General features: G+C 60.5%; 18 protein-coding genes. 8 read left to right on the top strand and 10 right to left on the bottom strand.

Translation table 11 applies throughout. The annotated features are described in order from the left end of the window. Nucleotides 1-384: 384 nt before the first annotated feature. A complete protein-coding gene (locus B4589_RS04770) occupies nt 385-1302 on the bottom strand; it encodes an alpha/beta hydrolase (protein ID WP_079233191.1) in 918 nt (305 codons plus the stop codon). A 511-nt stretch (nt 1303-1813) separates the two neighbouring features. On the opposite strand from B4589_RS04770, the gene B4589_RS04765 reads away from it, so the two are divergent. After that, nucleotides 1814-2695 (top strand): helix-turn-helix domain-containing protein, encoded by an 882-nt coding sequence (locus tag B4589_RS04765; protein WP_079233190.1) that lies wholly within the window; start codon nt 1814-1816, stop codon nt 2693-2695. On the opposite strand, the gene B4589_RS04760 is transcribed toward B4589_RS04765, so the two are convergent. Together B4589_RS04760 and B4589_RS04755 are read right to left on the bottom strand one after the other, a co-directional pair. Then, a complete protein-coding gene (locus B4589_RS04760; RefSeq protein ID WP_079233189.1) occupies nt 2696-4933 on the bottom strand; it encodes an amino acid permease in 2238 nt (745 codons plus the stop codon). Further along, the gene (locus B4589_RS04755; protein ID WP_079233188.1) at nt 4930-5355 is read right to left on the bottom strand and encodes a universal stress protein; all 426 of its coding nucleotides are present in this window, start codon (nt 5353-5355) and stop codon (nt 4930-4932) included. Before B4589_RS04755 ends, B4589_RS04760 begins: the two co-directional genes overlap by 4 nt. Nucleotides 5356-5490: 135 nt before the next feature. Here B4589_RS04755 and B4589_RS04750 point away from each other — a divergent pair, with 135 nt between their 5' ends. Continuing rightward, nucleotides 5491-6126, top strand: a complete 636-nt coding sequence (locus B4589_RS04750; protein WP_079233187.1) for an IS6 family transposase — start codon at nt 5491-5493, stop codon at nt 6124-6126. Between the two features lie 146 nt (nt 6127-6272). Here the strand turns inward: B4589_RS04750 and B4589_RS04745 are convergent, their stop codons facing one another. Next, on the bottom strand, nt 6273-6458 hold the full coding sequence (locus tag B4589_RS04745; RefSeq protein WP_079233186.1) for a hypothetical protein: 186 nt from the start codon (nt 6456-6458) through the stop codon (nt 6273-6275). Nucleotides 6459-6621: 163 nt separating this feature from the next. After that, nucleotides 6622-6861, bottom strand: coding sequence for a UPF0058 family protein (locus B4589_RS04740; protein ID WP_079235171.1), 240 nt, complete (start codon nt 6859-6861; stop codon nt 6622-6624). 309 nt (nt 6862-7170) lie between these two features. On the opposite strand from B4589_RS04740, the gene B4589_RS04735 reads away from it, so the two are divergent. The 6 genes from B4589_RS04735 to B4589_RS04710 all read left to right on the top strand — a co-directional run bounded on the left by B4589_RS04735 (nt 7171) and on the right by B4589_RS04710 (nt 11512). After that, nucleotides 7171-7395 carry a hypothetical protein gene (locus tag B4589_RS04735; RefSeq protein WP_079233185.1) on the top strand — a complete coding sequence of 75 codons (225 nt, stop codon included), beginning with the start codon at nt 7171-7173 and terminating at the stop codon, nt 7393-7395. Between the two features lie 345 nt (nt 7396-7740). Beyond that, nucleotides 7741-9126 (top strand): helix-turn-helix domain-containing protein, encoded by a 1386-nt coding sequence (locus tag B4589_RS04730; RefSeq protein ID WP_079233184.1) that lies wholly within the window; start codon nt 7741-7743, stop codon nt 9124-9126. 129 nt (nt 9127-9255) lie between these two features. Then, the gene (locus B4589_RS18125) at nt 9256-9561 is read left to right on the top strand and encodes a DUF6516 family protein (RefSeq protein ID WP_079233183.1); all 306 of its coding nucleotides are present in this window, start codon (nt 9256-9258) and stop codon (nt 9559-9561) included. Beyond that, the gene (locus B4589_RS04720; protein ID WP_079233182.1) at nt 9554-10012 is read left to right on the top strand and encodes an HTH domain-containing protein; all 459 of its coding nucleotides are present in this window, start codon (nt 9554-9556) and stop codon (nt 10010-10012) included. Before B4589_RS18125 ends, B4589_RS04720 begins: the two co-directional genes overlap by 8 nt. A gap of 530 nt (nt 10013-10542) precedes the next feature. Then, nucleotides 10543-11019 (top strand): hypothetical protein, encoded by a 477-nt coding sequence (locus tag B4589_RS04715; protein ID WP_143414272.1) that lies wholly within the window; start codon nt 10543-10545, stop codon nt 11017-11019. Nucleotides 11020-11155: 136 nt separating this feature from the next. Then, complete coding sequence (locus B4589_RS04710; RefSeq protein ID WP_143414271.1) at nt 11156-11512, top strand: hypothetical protein; 357 nt, start codon at nt 11156-11158, stop codon at nt 11510-11512. A 47-nt stretch (nt 11513-11559) separates the two neighbouring features. On the opposite strand, the gene B4589_RS04705 is transcribed toward B4589_RS04710, so the two are convergent. From B4589_RS04705 to B4589_RS04685, 5 genes are all read right to left on the bottom strand, one after another. Beyond that, nucleotides 11560-11751 carry a hypothetical protein gene (locus B4589_RS04705; protein WP_079233180.1) on the bottom strand — a complete coding sequence of 64 codons (192 nt, stop codon included), beginning with the start codon at nt 11749-11751 and terminating at the stop codon, nt 11560-11562. 98 nt (nt 11752-11849) lie between these two features. After that, nucleotides 11850-12170 (bottom strand): hypothetical protein, encoded by a 321-nt coding sequence (locus tag B4589_RS04700; protein ID WP_079233179.1) that lies wholly within the window; start codon nt 12168-12170, stop codon nt 11850-11852. A 515-nt stretch (nt 12171-12685) separates the two neighbouring features. After that, on the bottom strand, nt 12686-13303 hold the full coding sequence (locus B4589_RS04695) for a DUF6338 family protein (RefSeq protein WP_079233178.1): 618 nt from the start codon (nt 13301-13303) through the stop codon (nt 12686-12688). A gap of 21 nt (nt 13304-13324) precedes the next feature. Then, nucleotides 13325-13471, bottom strand: a complete 147-nt coding sequence (locus B4589_RS04690; protein ID WP_158081141.1) for a hypothetical protein — start codon at nt 13469-13471, stop codon at nt 13325-13327. Nucleotides 13472-13859: 388 nt separating this feature from the next. Beyond that, nucleotides 13860-14066, bottom strand: a complete 207-nt coding sequence (locus B4589_RS04685; RefSeq protein WP_079233177.1) for a hypothetical protein — start codon at nt 14064-14066, stop codon at nt 13860-13862. Nucleotides 14067-14177 lie beyond the last annotated feature (111 nt).

Below are 14177 nucleotides of genomic sequence, written 5' to 3'. Positions count from 1 at the left end.
GCACGAGGTCCGTCATCAGAAATCGGAGATTTCTGATTGGCAGACGAGAGCCTGCGGCTCTCGTCAACGGCGCAGCGCCGAGTCCCCACCCCTCCCCCCGCGGGCGCGACCGTCGCGCCCGCGAGGTGTCCACCGCCACCGCACCGCCACCGCACCGCCGTGGCTGTCGGCGCGTATCGCGAGTCCCTCCGTGGACGAGCTAGCGCGAGGGATGAGCGACTGAGCGTAGCGAAGGAGCGAATCGGTTGGGGAGGTGTGTGGGCCGTACCGGGCGGTGCGGTCGCAAGTGGTCTACGAACGAGATGCTGTTGCTGTTCCCGAAAGAAACCCTCCGAAAATCCAACCCCGATCCCGAGGAACTGTTCCACCGAATCGCGAGAATCCCTACAGCTCCGCGTCCAGGAACGCCAGCTCGTGGTTCAGCACGCGATCCAGCTCCGGCCCTTCCAGAGCCGCGTAGTGCGACACCGGCACCCGGACCAGCGAGGCGTCCCGAACCCGCTCGCTCGCTTCGACAACCGACGCCGGCGGCACGACCGTGTCGTGCTCGCCGGCGACGAACAGCGTCTGACAGTTCACCTCCGCCACCGCCGCCCGCAAGTCGTGACGCTGGAGCTTCATGAGCGAGCGCGCGGGCGTGGTTCCGGGCTCGCGCCCGAGCAGGTCGCGCACGCTCCACGAGACGCCGGACGCGGCGACCGCCGCCACCTCGCCGGCGTCGCCGAACAGCGGCACACGCATCCCGCGCTCGTCGGCGTCGACGCCGCGGAGCCGACCCAGCGCCGAGGCGGGGTAGTCCGCGACACCGCGAGCCAGTCCGCGGAGTCGAGGGCGGACCCACGAAGGGAGCAGCCCCGACCCCGCGAGCACGGGGAACCGGGCGATCACGGCGTCGACGCCGAACGAGTCCGCGGCGGCCGACAACGCCGTGCCCGCCGAGAGATCCATCCCCCAGAGTGCGAGGCGGTCGCCGTCCACTTCCGGGGCGTCCCGCGCAGCCTCGATCGCAGCGTCGAGATCCGCGCGTTGGCGGGTCGGGGAGAGGAGGCGATCCTCGCCGACGGCGCCGAAGCCGCGGTGGTCGAACGCGAGCACTGCGTACCCCCGCGCCGCGAGTCGCTCGGCGGTTGGTTCGAGCGCCGGACGCCACGACAGCCCTGCGCCGGGGGCGAGGACGACCACGGGGGCGTCGGCGGGCCGGTCGGGGGTGAACAGGTGGCCGCGACGACCCTCGAACGCCAGCTCGCGGGTCGAGAACGCGTAGCGGCTCGGTTTCCCGCGGCCGGCGTGGCTGCCGCTCACGCTCGCCCTCCGGAGTGGCGCCGGCGTTCGAACTGGAGTCGATCCATGGCGGCGATTACGCCGGCGTGGGGTAAAACGTTCCCGTCAGCGACCCACCCCTGAAGGGGTGGGCTTGTCGGTGGACTCCCGTTCGAACTCCAGACTGGAGTGGACGTTGGACACGTCGCTCACGTTCAACGTCCCCGACTTCAGGGCAAGCTGACCGTTGCCCAACCCAGAGGGGCGTTTGCCCTCTGGTAAAGCTAGTGAGTACTGGCCCCTCACCGGAAGGTGGCGAGGGGCTCGCCTCGTGCGGAGAGGGGTGGTGATCTGTCAGAGGCAGATCCCTCACGCACGCGTCTCCCCGTTCGGTATCACCGATCAAAAGCGCTCGGTGAACTGCGTTTCACTACACCGGCCGAGAAAAATCGCCCGACGTACCCGCCTGCGGCGATACTCACGCGTCCGTGTTATTTTAGAAACGTAACAGATAACAGAAGATATAAACCATCACGGTGTAGCGATCCAACGAATGAGCGGCGACCTCGACGGACCGATCGAGACGTTCGACCTGTTGTCGAACGAGGTCCGACTCGACATCCTGCGGACGCTGGGCGAGGCGATGGCCGAGGACGACGCGCCGCTCTCCTTCACCGACCTCCAGCGCCGTGTCGGCGTCGAGGACAACGGCCGCTTCAACTACCATCTCACGAAGCTGACCGATCGGCTCGTCGCCAAACGCGAGGACGGGTACGAGCTCGAGCCGTCGGGGAACAACATCTACCAATCGATCGTCTCCGGCGCGTACGCCGAGGACGGCGACACCGATCCCGTCCCCGTCGACGGGGAGCGCTGCCCGTACTGCGGCGCGGACGCGGCAGCGTGGTACGCGGACAGTCAGTTCCACCTGGGCTGTCGCGCGTGTGAGAACCTCGTCATCAGGTACCCGATCCCGCCCGCGAGCTTCGACCGCAACCGGCCCGAGTCGCTGCTCGCGGCCGGCGGGGCGTACATCCTACGGGACCAGGCGGCGATGCGGCAGGGGATCTGCCCGTACTGCGCCGGCGAGGTCGAGAGCCGACTCGCCGAGGACGGCGGGAAGCTCGAGGAGTTCAACGAGCGCGTCTACGCCTCGGTCGCCCGATTCCGCTGCCGGCGGTGTAGCTGGTCGATGCACTGTGGCGTCCCGTTCGCGCTGAACATCGAGCCGGCGGTGGTCAGCTTCTTCCACGACCACGATATCGAGATCTTCGATCGTCACCCGTGGTCGATCTGCCAGTACGCCGAGGACCGCGTGCTCTCACAGGACCCCTGGCGCGTCGAAGTCAGCTGTCGGGTCGGGGACGAACGGCTGCGGCTGACCGTCGACGGCGACGTCGACGTGATCGAGTCCGAGATCGAGTCGGCGGGGTAGCTACCGCCGGAGCAGCCCGCGGAGCCGCTCGAACACGCTGCGGTCCCGCTTGCGTTCGGCCAGCAGCACCGAGCAGTCGACGTCCTTGACCACGTCGGGCACCAGCGAGCCGGTGAGCATCCGCGAGAGCACGCCGCGCTCGGTTGCCCCGAGGATGACGAGCGAGGCGTCCGCGGCGGCGTCCTCGATCGCGGTCCCGGGGTCACCGGTTTCGACGCGCAGGTCGGCGTCGACCCCCTGGGCTTCGGCCCACTCGGTCAGGAACGCCTCGCCGGCCGCCTCGTCGTCGGCGACGTGTAACAGCGTTAGCTCGGAGCCGAACTCCGCCTGGAGCAGCTTCCCGATCTCGACGGAGAGCTCCGAGTCCGGGCCGCCCGCGGTGGGGATCAGCACCCGCTCGGCGTCGAACCCGCGGTCCTTGAGCACGAGGAAGTCACAGGGCAGGTCGCCTGCCACCTCGTCGACCGCACCCTCGACGCGCCCGCCGCTGTCGGGCCCCCAGCCCATCACCACGAGGTCGGCCTCGTGGTCCGCGGCGGCGTCGAACACCTCGCCGATCCCGCGGTGGGAGATGATCGTGCGCGTCTCGACGTCGACGCCGAACGTCTCGGCGTCCCGCTCGGCGTCTTCGAGCACCGATCGGTGGTCCTCCTCCAGCCGGTCGACGTGGTCGGCGGCGTAGCTCAGCGAGGTCTGATCCGGGACGGTGATGACGTGGACCGCGTCGACGACCCCGCCGCGCTGCTTGGCGATCGCACTGGCGAGCGTGATGAGCTCCTTCTCGTGGGCCGGGTTCGCGAGCGGCACCATCACGCGGTACTGGTTGTCACCGGTGGGCTGGACGCTCTCGGCGGCGTCGACGGCGGCGTCGGGCATCTCCTCGGATCGGGAGAGGATATACTCGCTCAACAACCCTTGCTTGTCGGTGCGGCTCCGGGCGTGGAGGAGGTACCATCCCGTCGCGAAGATGACGATGGCGGTACCGATCAGCTGTGGGAAGGGGTCGATGTAGTAGATCAGGGCGAACGAGAGTAGCCCGCCCACGATCGGTGTGATCGGGTACAGCGGTACCTCGAACTCCGGCTCGTAGTCGACGCCGTCAGCTTCGCGCATCACCAGCAACGCCGCGTTGAGTAGCCCGTAGATGACGAGGTGAAGGAAGCTCCCGATGTTCGAGAGCGTGCCGATGTTCGAGATCGCGACGATGAAAACGAGGATGAACGCCCCCGTCAGCGCGATCGAGCGGTACGGCGTGCCGTAGCGGGGATGGATCTCGTTGAGGTCGGGCGTGACGATCCGGTCCCGGCCCATCGCGAAGTTGATGCGCGAGGACGCAAGGATCGACGCGTTCGCGCTGGAGGCCGTCGCCAACAGCCCCGCGAACAGCATCGATCCCGCCCCCAGCGGACCCATCACCACGCGAGCGACTTCGACGATCGCGATGTTGTCCATCGCGGACTGTTCGGCGATGAACCCCTCGGGGACGGCCGCACTCATCACGAGCAACACGAGCGCGTAGATCAGCGTCACGATGACCACCGAGCCGATCACCGCCCGGGGGAGGTTCTTTCCCGGATCCTTGATCTCCTCGGCGACGCTGGTGATCTGGACGAAGCCGAGGTAGGAGACGAAGATCAGGCCGGTCGTCTCGAGGGTAGGGGTCAGTCCCTGTGCCTCGGGGATGTTCGCGACCTGCGCCTCCGTGAGGCCGAACAGCGTGAACACCGCGAGAATCAACACCAGGAGGACGACGATGACGTTCTGGAGCTTCCCGGTTTCCTTGGCGCCGACGTAGTTGACCAGGACGAACAGCGCCGCGGCGAAGAACGCGATCAGCTTGATCCAGGACACGGTGACACTCGCGACCACGAACCCGTCGGGGAGGCCGGCGATAGTGGCGACGTAGTCGCCGAACCCGACCATGTAGAACGCGCTGGCGAAGGCCAGCCCCAACCAGTTCGCCCACCCGGCGACGCTCCCGAACAGCGGCCCGAGCGCCTCGTTGACGTAGAAGTACGCGCCACCGGACCGGGGCATCGCCGTCCCGAGCTCGCTGGCCGAGAGTGCGGTCAACAGCGCGATCACGCCACCGAGCAGGAACGAAAGCACTGCGAAGGAGCCGGCGCCCTCGATCGCGTCGCCCGGGAGGACGAAGATCCCCGCCCCGATCATCGTCCCGACGCCGATCGTCAGCGCCGCGAGCGGCCCGAGGTCCTTCGCCAGCTCCTCGTCGTTCATTCAGTGCGCCCCGGCAGCGTGATCACCGGGCGGTCGGCCTCGGTCACCAGCCGGAGCGTCCGGTCGCCCGCGAGGAACTGCTGGAGTCGGCTCCCCTCCCGGGGCTGGAACGCGATAGCGCTGGCGCCGATCTCGGCGGCAGCATCGATGACGCCCTCGACGACGTCGCGGCGGTAGACGGTCTCGGTTTCCGCGTCGGGGAACCGCTCGCGAAACGCCTCGAACGCGGCCTCGGCGACGGACTCGGACTGCTCGACCGGCGTCTTGTCCGGCACGCCGCCCCCCTTCTCGACGACGTGAACCACCGTCACGCGCTCGGGGGCGTACGGTGCCAGCGCGACTGCCGTCTCCCGAGCGTCCTTTTCAGTAGCGACCGGAACGAGCAAATGCGACATAAGTGCGGCTGACGGGTCGTCGCTCATACGGGCCGCTATCGGCGCCTCCCGTTTAACTGTTATTAGGTCTAAGTCCCCTTCCTCAAGGAGTGAGCGGAGCCGAGCGAGTGGCGGTGTTCAGATAAGGATGAAGAGTGAGGCGGGACGATCTTTGAGTGGTTCATGCTCGAAATCGCCCGCCTCAACGGAGGTAGCGACTGCTTCGAGTTAGATTTTCTGGAGCGAGAGGCGACACCCGAGCCCGCGATGAAGCTCGGTATCCGGCTCCATCTGGCTGGACTATCACTTTCGGATACCATCTCGGTTCTCGATATGTTGGGTGTCGAACGGTGTCGCACGACCGTTCACAACTGGGTGCAGAAGGCCGATCTACAGCCCCTCGACGGTGCGAACCCGGATCACGTCGCGGTTGACGAAACCGTGATCCAACTCAACGACGAACGGTTCTGGCTGTACGCGGCAGTCGATCCTGCAACGAACCGCTTCCTGCACGTCAAGCTCTCTACAACGAGAAATCAAGCGATTACCGAGATATTCCTCGCTGAACTCCGCGACAAACATCTCGTTGATGACGCACTCTTTCTCGTCGATTCTGCAGCCTGGTTGAAAGCTGCACTCCATCGACACGGCCTCGATTACAGATACGAGAAACACGGTAATCGGAACAGCGTCGAACGTGTCTTCCGAGAACTAAAACGACGAACCAACCAGTTCTCAAACTGTTTCAGTCACGCCGAACCAAACACCGTCGAAAATTGGTTTCAAGCGTTCGCCTTCGCATGGAACCAGCTTATCTGAACACTACCCGAGCGAGTAGGGAGGGGTAGTTCACCGCTATCTTCTGCGGGGGAGCGATCCGGCAGCTAGAACAGCGGCAGGTGGACGCTCTCCTCGCCTGATTGGAGCACCAGCGTCGTCGAAGCACGGAAAAACGGTCGCGCCGGCTACCGGAGCTCGTCGAGCGAGACGGCGCTGTCGACGTCGGCGGTGACCCACTCGGTGGTCGACATCTCCTCCCCGGGGAAGACGGTGACTTCCGATGGGTTCTCGTCGTCGTCGTACAGACAGCTCAGCCCGAAGTCGGGGTACGATGCGAGCAGGTCGCCCGATTGTGTCTGTCGTACACTCATGGTGGTCCCTCTTCGGCGCTTGCCGGCGCGCCTCACCGAACGGTACGCACGGTAGACAGATAAACGCTTCAGTACGGACGGGCGTGAATCGAACTCCCCGAGACCGTCGAGAACGCAGTCGCTGGCGGGTCTGTGGACGGGATCGGACGGCAGTCCGGAGGACTCAGTCGGCGGTGGCGGCGATCGTCTCCGTCTCCGCCTCGCCGTCGTCTTCGAGTTCGTCGGTGACGCCGTGGATCAGTGCGAACACGGCGGCTTTGTGGTCAGTTTTCGATCGGTGGATCGATGTCGGCTGCACGCCCAGCTCCCGGTACTCCTCGGAGACAGTCTCCCCCGCTGCGTCGAACTGGCTCTGAAGCTCCGCGAGAAGGCCGTGCAGGTGGATGAGCTCCTGCTTCTTCATGGTCATCGGCTATATCGGCCGGAGGGTTATAACCTTACTCTGAGTCGGAGTACCAAGGACCGACGCGGCGGTTACGGGGCGCTCTGCCGTCCGATTAGCTGTTTGTCAGGAACGCGCTGTAACGTGACTGCCGGTCGTCGTGATCGAACTCCCGAGCGCTCGCGGAGGACGTACACAACGGGGCGGTTGTGACGAGCGGTACAGCGACGGCTGTCGGGAACGCGTCGCGCGTAACCGAGCATGCTGCGGCGCTCTCCAGGCCGAATCCCCCGAAAGCGCTATTAGTTCAGCACACGAAAAGTTCCGGTTATGGGCCCCCGCGAAGAGCTCAAAACGAAACTCCAGCGGCGAACAGATCGGGTCGTCGACGGTACGGCCGACGGCACTGCGGCCGTCGGGCTTCACGACCCGAACTACGCCGCCGAGGAATACGAGTCGCTCGACGTCGTCCGGGCGGTCGAGCGAACCTGCCCCGACGAGATCGAGATGCGCGTGTTCGTCGCCGCGCGTCCGGGCGGCGTCGGTAGCGACTGAGCCGACGCCACACGGTTTCGACCGCCCAGTTGGACGACCGTCGCAACTGCCGGAGTTGGACGCCGCTGTCGGGCACACGACCCAACGTGGATCCCTGGCGGGAGCTACGGAACGTGGAAGGAGAGAGCGGCTGAAAAAGGGTTATCGGGCTTCTGAGGCCCAGATGTTCCTCATTCCGAGCCGAACATCTGGCGCATCTTTGTGAGAATGGGTGTACATTAGGTACCCACAATCCGTTCCCCCAAAAGGATATTTCACCATAATATTCTAACCATTCCATATAGTAAATAAAGAAGTATATTGCACAACAGATATGGTGGCCAAGATTTGTTGGTTAAATACGAGATGCTCAGGGAGGAGGTAGAACAGCTGGCCGGCAACCTTACCGGGGACGAACACACTTGGGTTGACCTGAAACATCACTATCCTATCAACGAGGACCGTGGAAACGAGAAGAAAGCGGATTTCATCAAGGATGTCGCCGCGATGGCTAACACAGTCTCTCTACAGCCAGATTATGGCCTGCGCTTCCTGAACGAGGACGAACGATACATTCTGGTCGGAGTAGACGACTCCGGCGACATAGTCGGAACCACGGAGCAACTAAGTGGATATACCAGTCTATTGGATGTCGATACTTCTACGCCTCAGAACACACTGGCAGATTACCTGACACCGACCCCTGATGTCGAGATCCACAAGTACGACGATACGGAGCCATACCTGTGCTTGATCGTCATTGAGGCTCATGATTCACCTCCGGTCACTATCAATCGGGAGCTGGGGTCTGAACTGTCGCGGGGAGATGTCTACATTCGAGATGGGGACAGAAACCGTCCGGCCCGACGAGAGGACTATCTGGACTTCGTTCAATTTCACTTAGAGAAAGAGCGGGACTACATCACGGATGGGATCGAGCAAGTGGTCGGGATGAATATCGACTACCTCAGGGATCTGGGCCAAGTTCGGGAAGTTGAGGCAGAAGATGATGATAACGTGATCCCGGTGAGTCCTGGCGAAGACGGACCAGACATTCAATCCTCTTTGATTAATCCTATCGAACTGGACAGCGTATCCCGGGAATTGAACGCGGACGTGACCAAGTGGAGGCGCAGGAATCGACACAGCTGTAGTGAAGAAAGTCTGTACGACTACTACCTCAACACAGGCCAGCTAGATCTCGCTGAGGAGCAGTTGGCATTCCTTGTTCAGAGTTCGTGGAACAACGGCCATCTCGGCTCTTTCTGGGTGTGGAAGATGGAGTCGAAGGAACCGCTTCTCCATGCAATCGAGAACACCAATATCCGTTCTATGGAGAGCAACCATACGCTGTATCTGGGGCAGCTCTTGGCCTGCCTCGGTTCAGAATCAACTGTTGAGCAACTCGTAGACTACACAGGGATGAACAACCATTCCTACAGAGGCCACGGTTCAATCGTCCTTCGGTGTGCAGAAGAGTCGGAACCCGATCATGCTTTGAGGGCCACGGGTACTACCACAGCCGACGGTTTCGAGACGCCGGATTGGACCTTATCCACGATGAACTCTGAAGAACTGATAGAGGTGATCGAGACTATCTGTTCTGAACTTCGCTCGGTTATTATCGAGTCCCCAGAAGCCAGTCCTTCTGGTTTGAAAGGTTGGATGAGGAACGCTGAGACATACTTGGCGTATCATGATGATATGGGGGATGACCTTGATGAGAGAATCAGGTCGAACTTCGATTCTTAGCTGTGAACAGATTTCAAAGATAATTGAGTCGGTACCATTTCTATTCTTTCGGGGGCAGGTGATGTTCTGGAATACCCGGTCCAGCTATCTTTATGTCTTATGAGGTCATAGACCATAGCTAGGTAGAGGATGGCCGGGAACCACCCGCTTGAACTAAACCGCGCGGTCCCTGGCGGTCGCGTGGAAATGTTCGCTATCCCCGATGACGAATACCCGGGTGGGTGGTTCTACCGGTTCCAGTACTACCACCCGGAAGAGGAAGAGATACTGCGCTTCGACAACGCTCACGATGACGACGATCTCGGCTGGCATCACCGACACGTCCGCTTCGGGGAGGACAACGAGATCAAGTTCCGGAGTATAACCGCGCACGTCGCTCGCTTCCTTCAGGAAGTCGCCTACCTCACTCACACCGAGGACACAACCAATGACTGACCCCACCGACGACGGATGGCCCGACAAGTACAGCGATCCTCGTGACCGCCCCCACCCTAGCGTGCTCCGTGTCACTGTGGAGTCGTTCGGTGAAATGCGTGAGGACACCCTCGATACCGTTAGTGCTCTTAGCGAAGGCGAGGAACAGCCCGCAGTCGTGTCGTTCCCAACTGTCAGTGAGCTGCGGAAGATCCTCACCGACCGCCGACTCGAACTCCTTCAAACGCTCATGGGGACCGAGGGGGCGGCCGAGAGTATTACCGCACTCGCGGAGGACCTCAATAGGGACTACCGGACGGTCCACGACGACGTCTCGCTGCTCGCCGACTACGGGCTGCTGTTCGTCATCGAGGAGGGGAAGGCGAAGCGGCCGTACCTGCCCTACGAGCGTATCCACCTTGATGTCGAACTCGTCGGAGCGCGCAATGGCGAGGAACAGGCCCCGACGTGATTAGGGCGACGTCGCCTCGGGCCTGTCTAGGCAGCTATCTCTGCCTTCCGATAGGAATACACGGCTTTGTTGAAATCCTCTTAGTTAGACACTATATTCAGTGAAACAGCCGGTAAGTGGGGTTGCGAACCAATAATGTGATTCTCTCTATGCGTACTACTGTATCGAATATTCTTTCTAATCGGATTCGTTAATTAACTGTATGCCTCGGACTTGCCCCGACTGTGATGTGGAACTTGAGCGCATTGATTATGACGTGAATAGTCGTGGGGACATGCTCCGAATACCGAACGATCAGGGCGTCCTTGGGACGCTTGGATTCAAGAGTGCGACTACTATTGACGCACACGTCTGTCCGGACTGCAATAGAGTTCTCTTCTACGCAGACTGATTGGCGGCTCGTCTGTACTTACCGAAGTGACGTAGCACATCGAGGCGGGTTCTAACCACCTGAGTGGGTGTGAAATAGCCGCTCAGTAGGTATGCAAATCAACCGAACAACTATACATGATTGTTGCAAAGAGAATCACATGGATATCAAGTCCCCGTTTCTTGGCGATAAAGAGTCCTCCCTTCGGGTTGTGCGAATAGCCGTCATCGCAACAATCGTCGCTTCACTGCCAATTATTCTCCAAGTGGATACGATACTCCATAGCCTTCGATGGTATCTCTGGGATGGATTGATCGTCTTTGCACTGGGGTTGGCTGGTTATGCAGGCCGGAACAACGGTGGACTCCTCAGTGGGTGGCTGGCCGTCTTTCTCGCCGCCCTGTGGTTATACGTCGTCCCTCCGCTGGTGGCGTATCTCCAAGGCGACAGTTTCGGTGAACGAAATTACCATGTTCTGCGTCCGTCTGTAGTGGGCATGGATCCCTACTCCGAACTGATGTTCGGACTCAAATACGGACCGATTCTCGCACTTCTGGTGGCGCTCATAGCTGGAACTACGGCGTTCGTTCTCGGCAAAGGATCACACCGTCTATTTCCACCGAATTCGGGAGCATAACCGCAACGGCCGTGTGATTCCACGGCCGACCGATGAGTGCTCTGTACTTAGTGAGTCGGGCACTATTCCTGATAGCTGGTGACGATTTCAACAAAGCCCCCAAACACTATTCTCAAACAGTCCATGTTCTCTGTCGATGGAACCCCTCAAGCCCTCACCAGAGGAGTGCGAAACTATCTGCGAACAGGCGTTTCTCGTTGCGAGAGAGGAATTATCTAAAGAAGACGTAACTGTGGAATTCTTAGAGTACTCCGAAGAAGAAGAGAACGACTACGGACAGACGTTATACCCATTCACCGTCCGATATAACATAGACGCAAACCCCTCACCATCCCCCTCACAAGGGTTTGACACCGGTAAAATTGGGAATGGTCTCTATGTCGAAGCGACGAGTGGGAGGACTAATGAGCGAGATGTTGCTACCTTCGTCGTCCTCGACATGTCTCCCGAAGACGAAGGCAGAAATGACCGCTTCGAGTTTGAAGATAACTAAGATCTAATCTACTGATTCTGTAGAATCTTTCTGGTAGTAGAACTGGTCTATGCTTGTAGGCACACAGCCTGTACTGTCTGCCGGACATCGTCACCGATATCGAGGTCTGCGAGCACATCCCTGATTCGTTCGTGCGTGGGATCACGGCCGACTGTTGCAGCACTGACGCCCTCGCCGCTCGGCATGAGGGTCGTGCCGTCCATGACTGCGTGACTGGCCATACCGCGCAGCTGCTCCATCTACATTGACACGGAGATAGTCTCTTCGTCACCGTTGTCTCGCTCGATGCTGATTTCGACTCGTTCGTTCGGAACGTGGGTTATTGAGTCGATTCGTGTCATTGTTCGATGTTGGTACTGGCGGTGTAGCCGAGTGTGCTCTGCCAATTTTCCTGCTGTTCCACCTCCACGCTGCCGTCGGCGTCTGCGGGCGTTAGCAGCGCACCGAGTGTCTCGCGGTCGTACGCGGCCGCAGTGACCGTGTCGCCGGGCCGGATGCTGCGCAGGATTGCGTGCGGATCCACAGTGACGGGTGTGACGTGTTCGGGGTGGACTGCCCGGCCGTGGTACCTGTTGGCGTCGCCGTCGTCGTTGTCGTCGTTCACGGGGTCGCCGATTTCAATGCGGATGACCTGGTCGATTTCGAGGGAGGGCGGCATCGTACCCGTCAGTAACCTGCTGTCACGTTTAAAACCCTGCCCTCAGACGCCCGGTTCAGGCCGCCTACTGCGTGTTCGCGGTAGTATAGTCGTGCTGGCAGTCCGCCCACCGTCCTGCTAATTGTACCCTGTGTTCGTGTCCACTCCCTGTGTCCGGTGGGGGCGATAACACTGCGCGGTCACTGTGTGCGGTAACCGTTCGTGGCCACACTGATTTCGCAAAAACTACGACCTTTAACGTGTATAGCCCGCCATGCGGGCGCACCACCGCCCGCACGATTCCGCGCTATCATCCCGGAATCACTCTCTCTGCCCGCCGCCCGGATGGGCGGCGGGTGATGTTTCAGTATCGGTGTCTGATTGCGCGGCTCCTGGGACGGTGAGCGCCAGGAGGATTAGCAGTGCTGTGACTGCGTGTCTCTGCCTGATTCGCATGTCTACGGGTAAGGGGAGGACCCTCAAGAGAGAGGTAACACGTGTTGACAACTCCCGCCGTCCCGGGGAACGGTCAAGAGTTAGTCAATCTCGATGTCTTCTTCGAAGTAAATCTGCGAGACGTCAGCCTCATTCAGCAACACGTACTCCCCGATAAACAGACCGTCGTCGTCGCCGATTTCCTCGTATTCATCATCAAGCCGCCTCGGGTATCTCAGCAAGATATCCTTCCCGTGACCGACACTGTCCCAGGACTGCACGTAACCGTGAATCTCGTCGCCTCCTGCTGTCACCACACGCGCTTCAATCGGCTGGTCAGACCCATTGAATGCTAACGTCCACACTCGCTCTCGTTTATCTCGATGGTTACGGCGTAGCCCCCGATCCACCGCCACACCTACGATCACACCCTGAACGGATGATACCCCGACAATCCCAAGGTAAAACCACGCCAACTGGAAGACATTCAAATCAAGCTGAACAAGCGCCGAAAATGGAATATCGAACAATAGTGTCGATACAATCCACGTGATCGATATCGCCACTCCGCTCGCAATCAACGCGTACGCTGTCTTGTTGAATGAATCCGTCTGAACCGTGATTTTCCCGAAGTGCCGCGCGAGACGATAAGTGAGAAATCCAGGGACAAGGAATAGGAACGCGAATATCAGATCGAGAACAGGGAGGTTGAAGACCATTCCAAGGCGTCCTCTGCGGAGTTACTCGTCGCTGTCGTTCTCGGCCGTGTCAGCCTGCGCAGCCTCTGCAGATTGTTCTCGCGGGTCTTTGTCTGGCGTGTCTGCTACCCTCGCTTTCTCTAGTTCTCGCCGGTTGCCCGATTCATCGCCGTTGTCATCGTCGCTCATATTAGTCTTCACCTCCCTCTCCGGAGCTCGACCCACCGTCGCCACCACCGTCGTTCCCACCTCTCGGGTCGGAATCTGGTGTGTCGGCGACTTGCGCTTTCCTGTTCGCACTTTGTTTGCTCCCGTCACCACTCGAACTCGAATCACCGTTATCGTCAGACATGGTTACTCGTCTCCGGAGGAATCACCGTCGCTTGATGACCCACGCGGGTCATCCTCTGGTGTATCCGCAACTCTCGCTTTCCGATCAACACTTGTAGTCGGTGAGTCCGACTCGGACTCAGAATCCCCGTTATCGTCGGTCATGTACCCATTAGTGGTTGCTACGTGGGTAAAAACCGTCGCCGCGGACTGGAAGTAAACCCTGCAATTTCAGACCGTGTATTGGTTACTCGTCGCTCTCACAGGGTTGTTCATCGCTCCCATCACTGGTGTTCTCGCTACCGTGATCTGACGTGTCTGTACCGGCCGTCTCAAACCGCGGATCTTCGTCTGGAGTTTCGGCGACAAAGGACCGGCTAAGTGACTCCTCTTCTCCTTCTTCCTGCATGTTTTCGCTCTCCTTCGTGTCGTTCTCTTCGTCGTCGTCGGCCATGGGTGACTGTGTGGTTCTCAGTTTGATAAATCCGGCTCCGGGGGGAACGGGTCGTGTTGACAACAAGAAGGCCGTTGTCAGTAGCCTGCGAGCGTCATCTGCCCGTCGTCA

This window comes from Halolamina sp. CBA1230, from assembly GCF_002025255.2.
In the GTDB taxonomy this organism is placed as follows: Archaea; Halobacteriota; Halobacteria; order Halobacteriales; family Haloferacaceae; genus Halolamina.
This window is presented reverse-complemented; position numbering and strand designations above follow the sequence as displayed.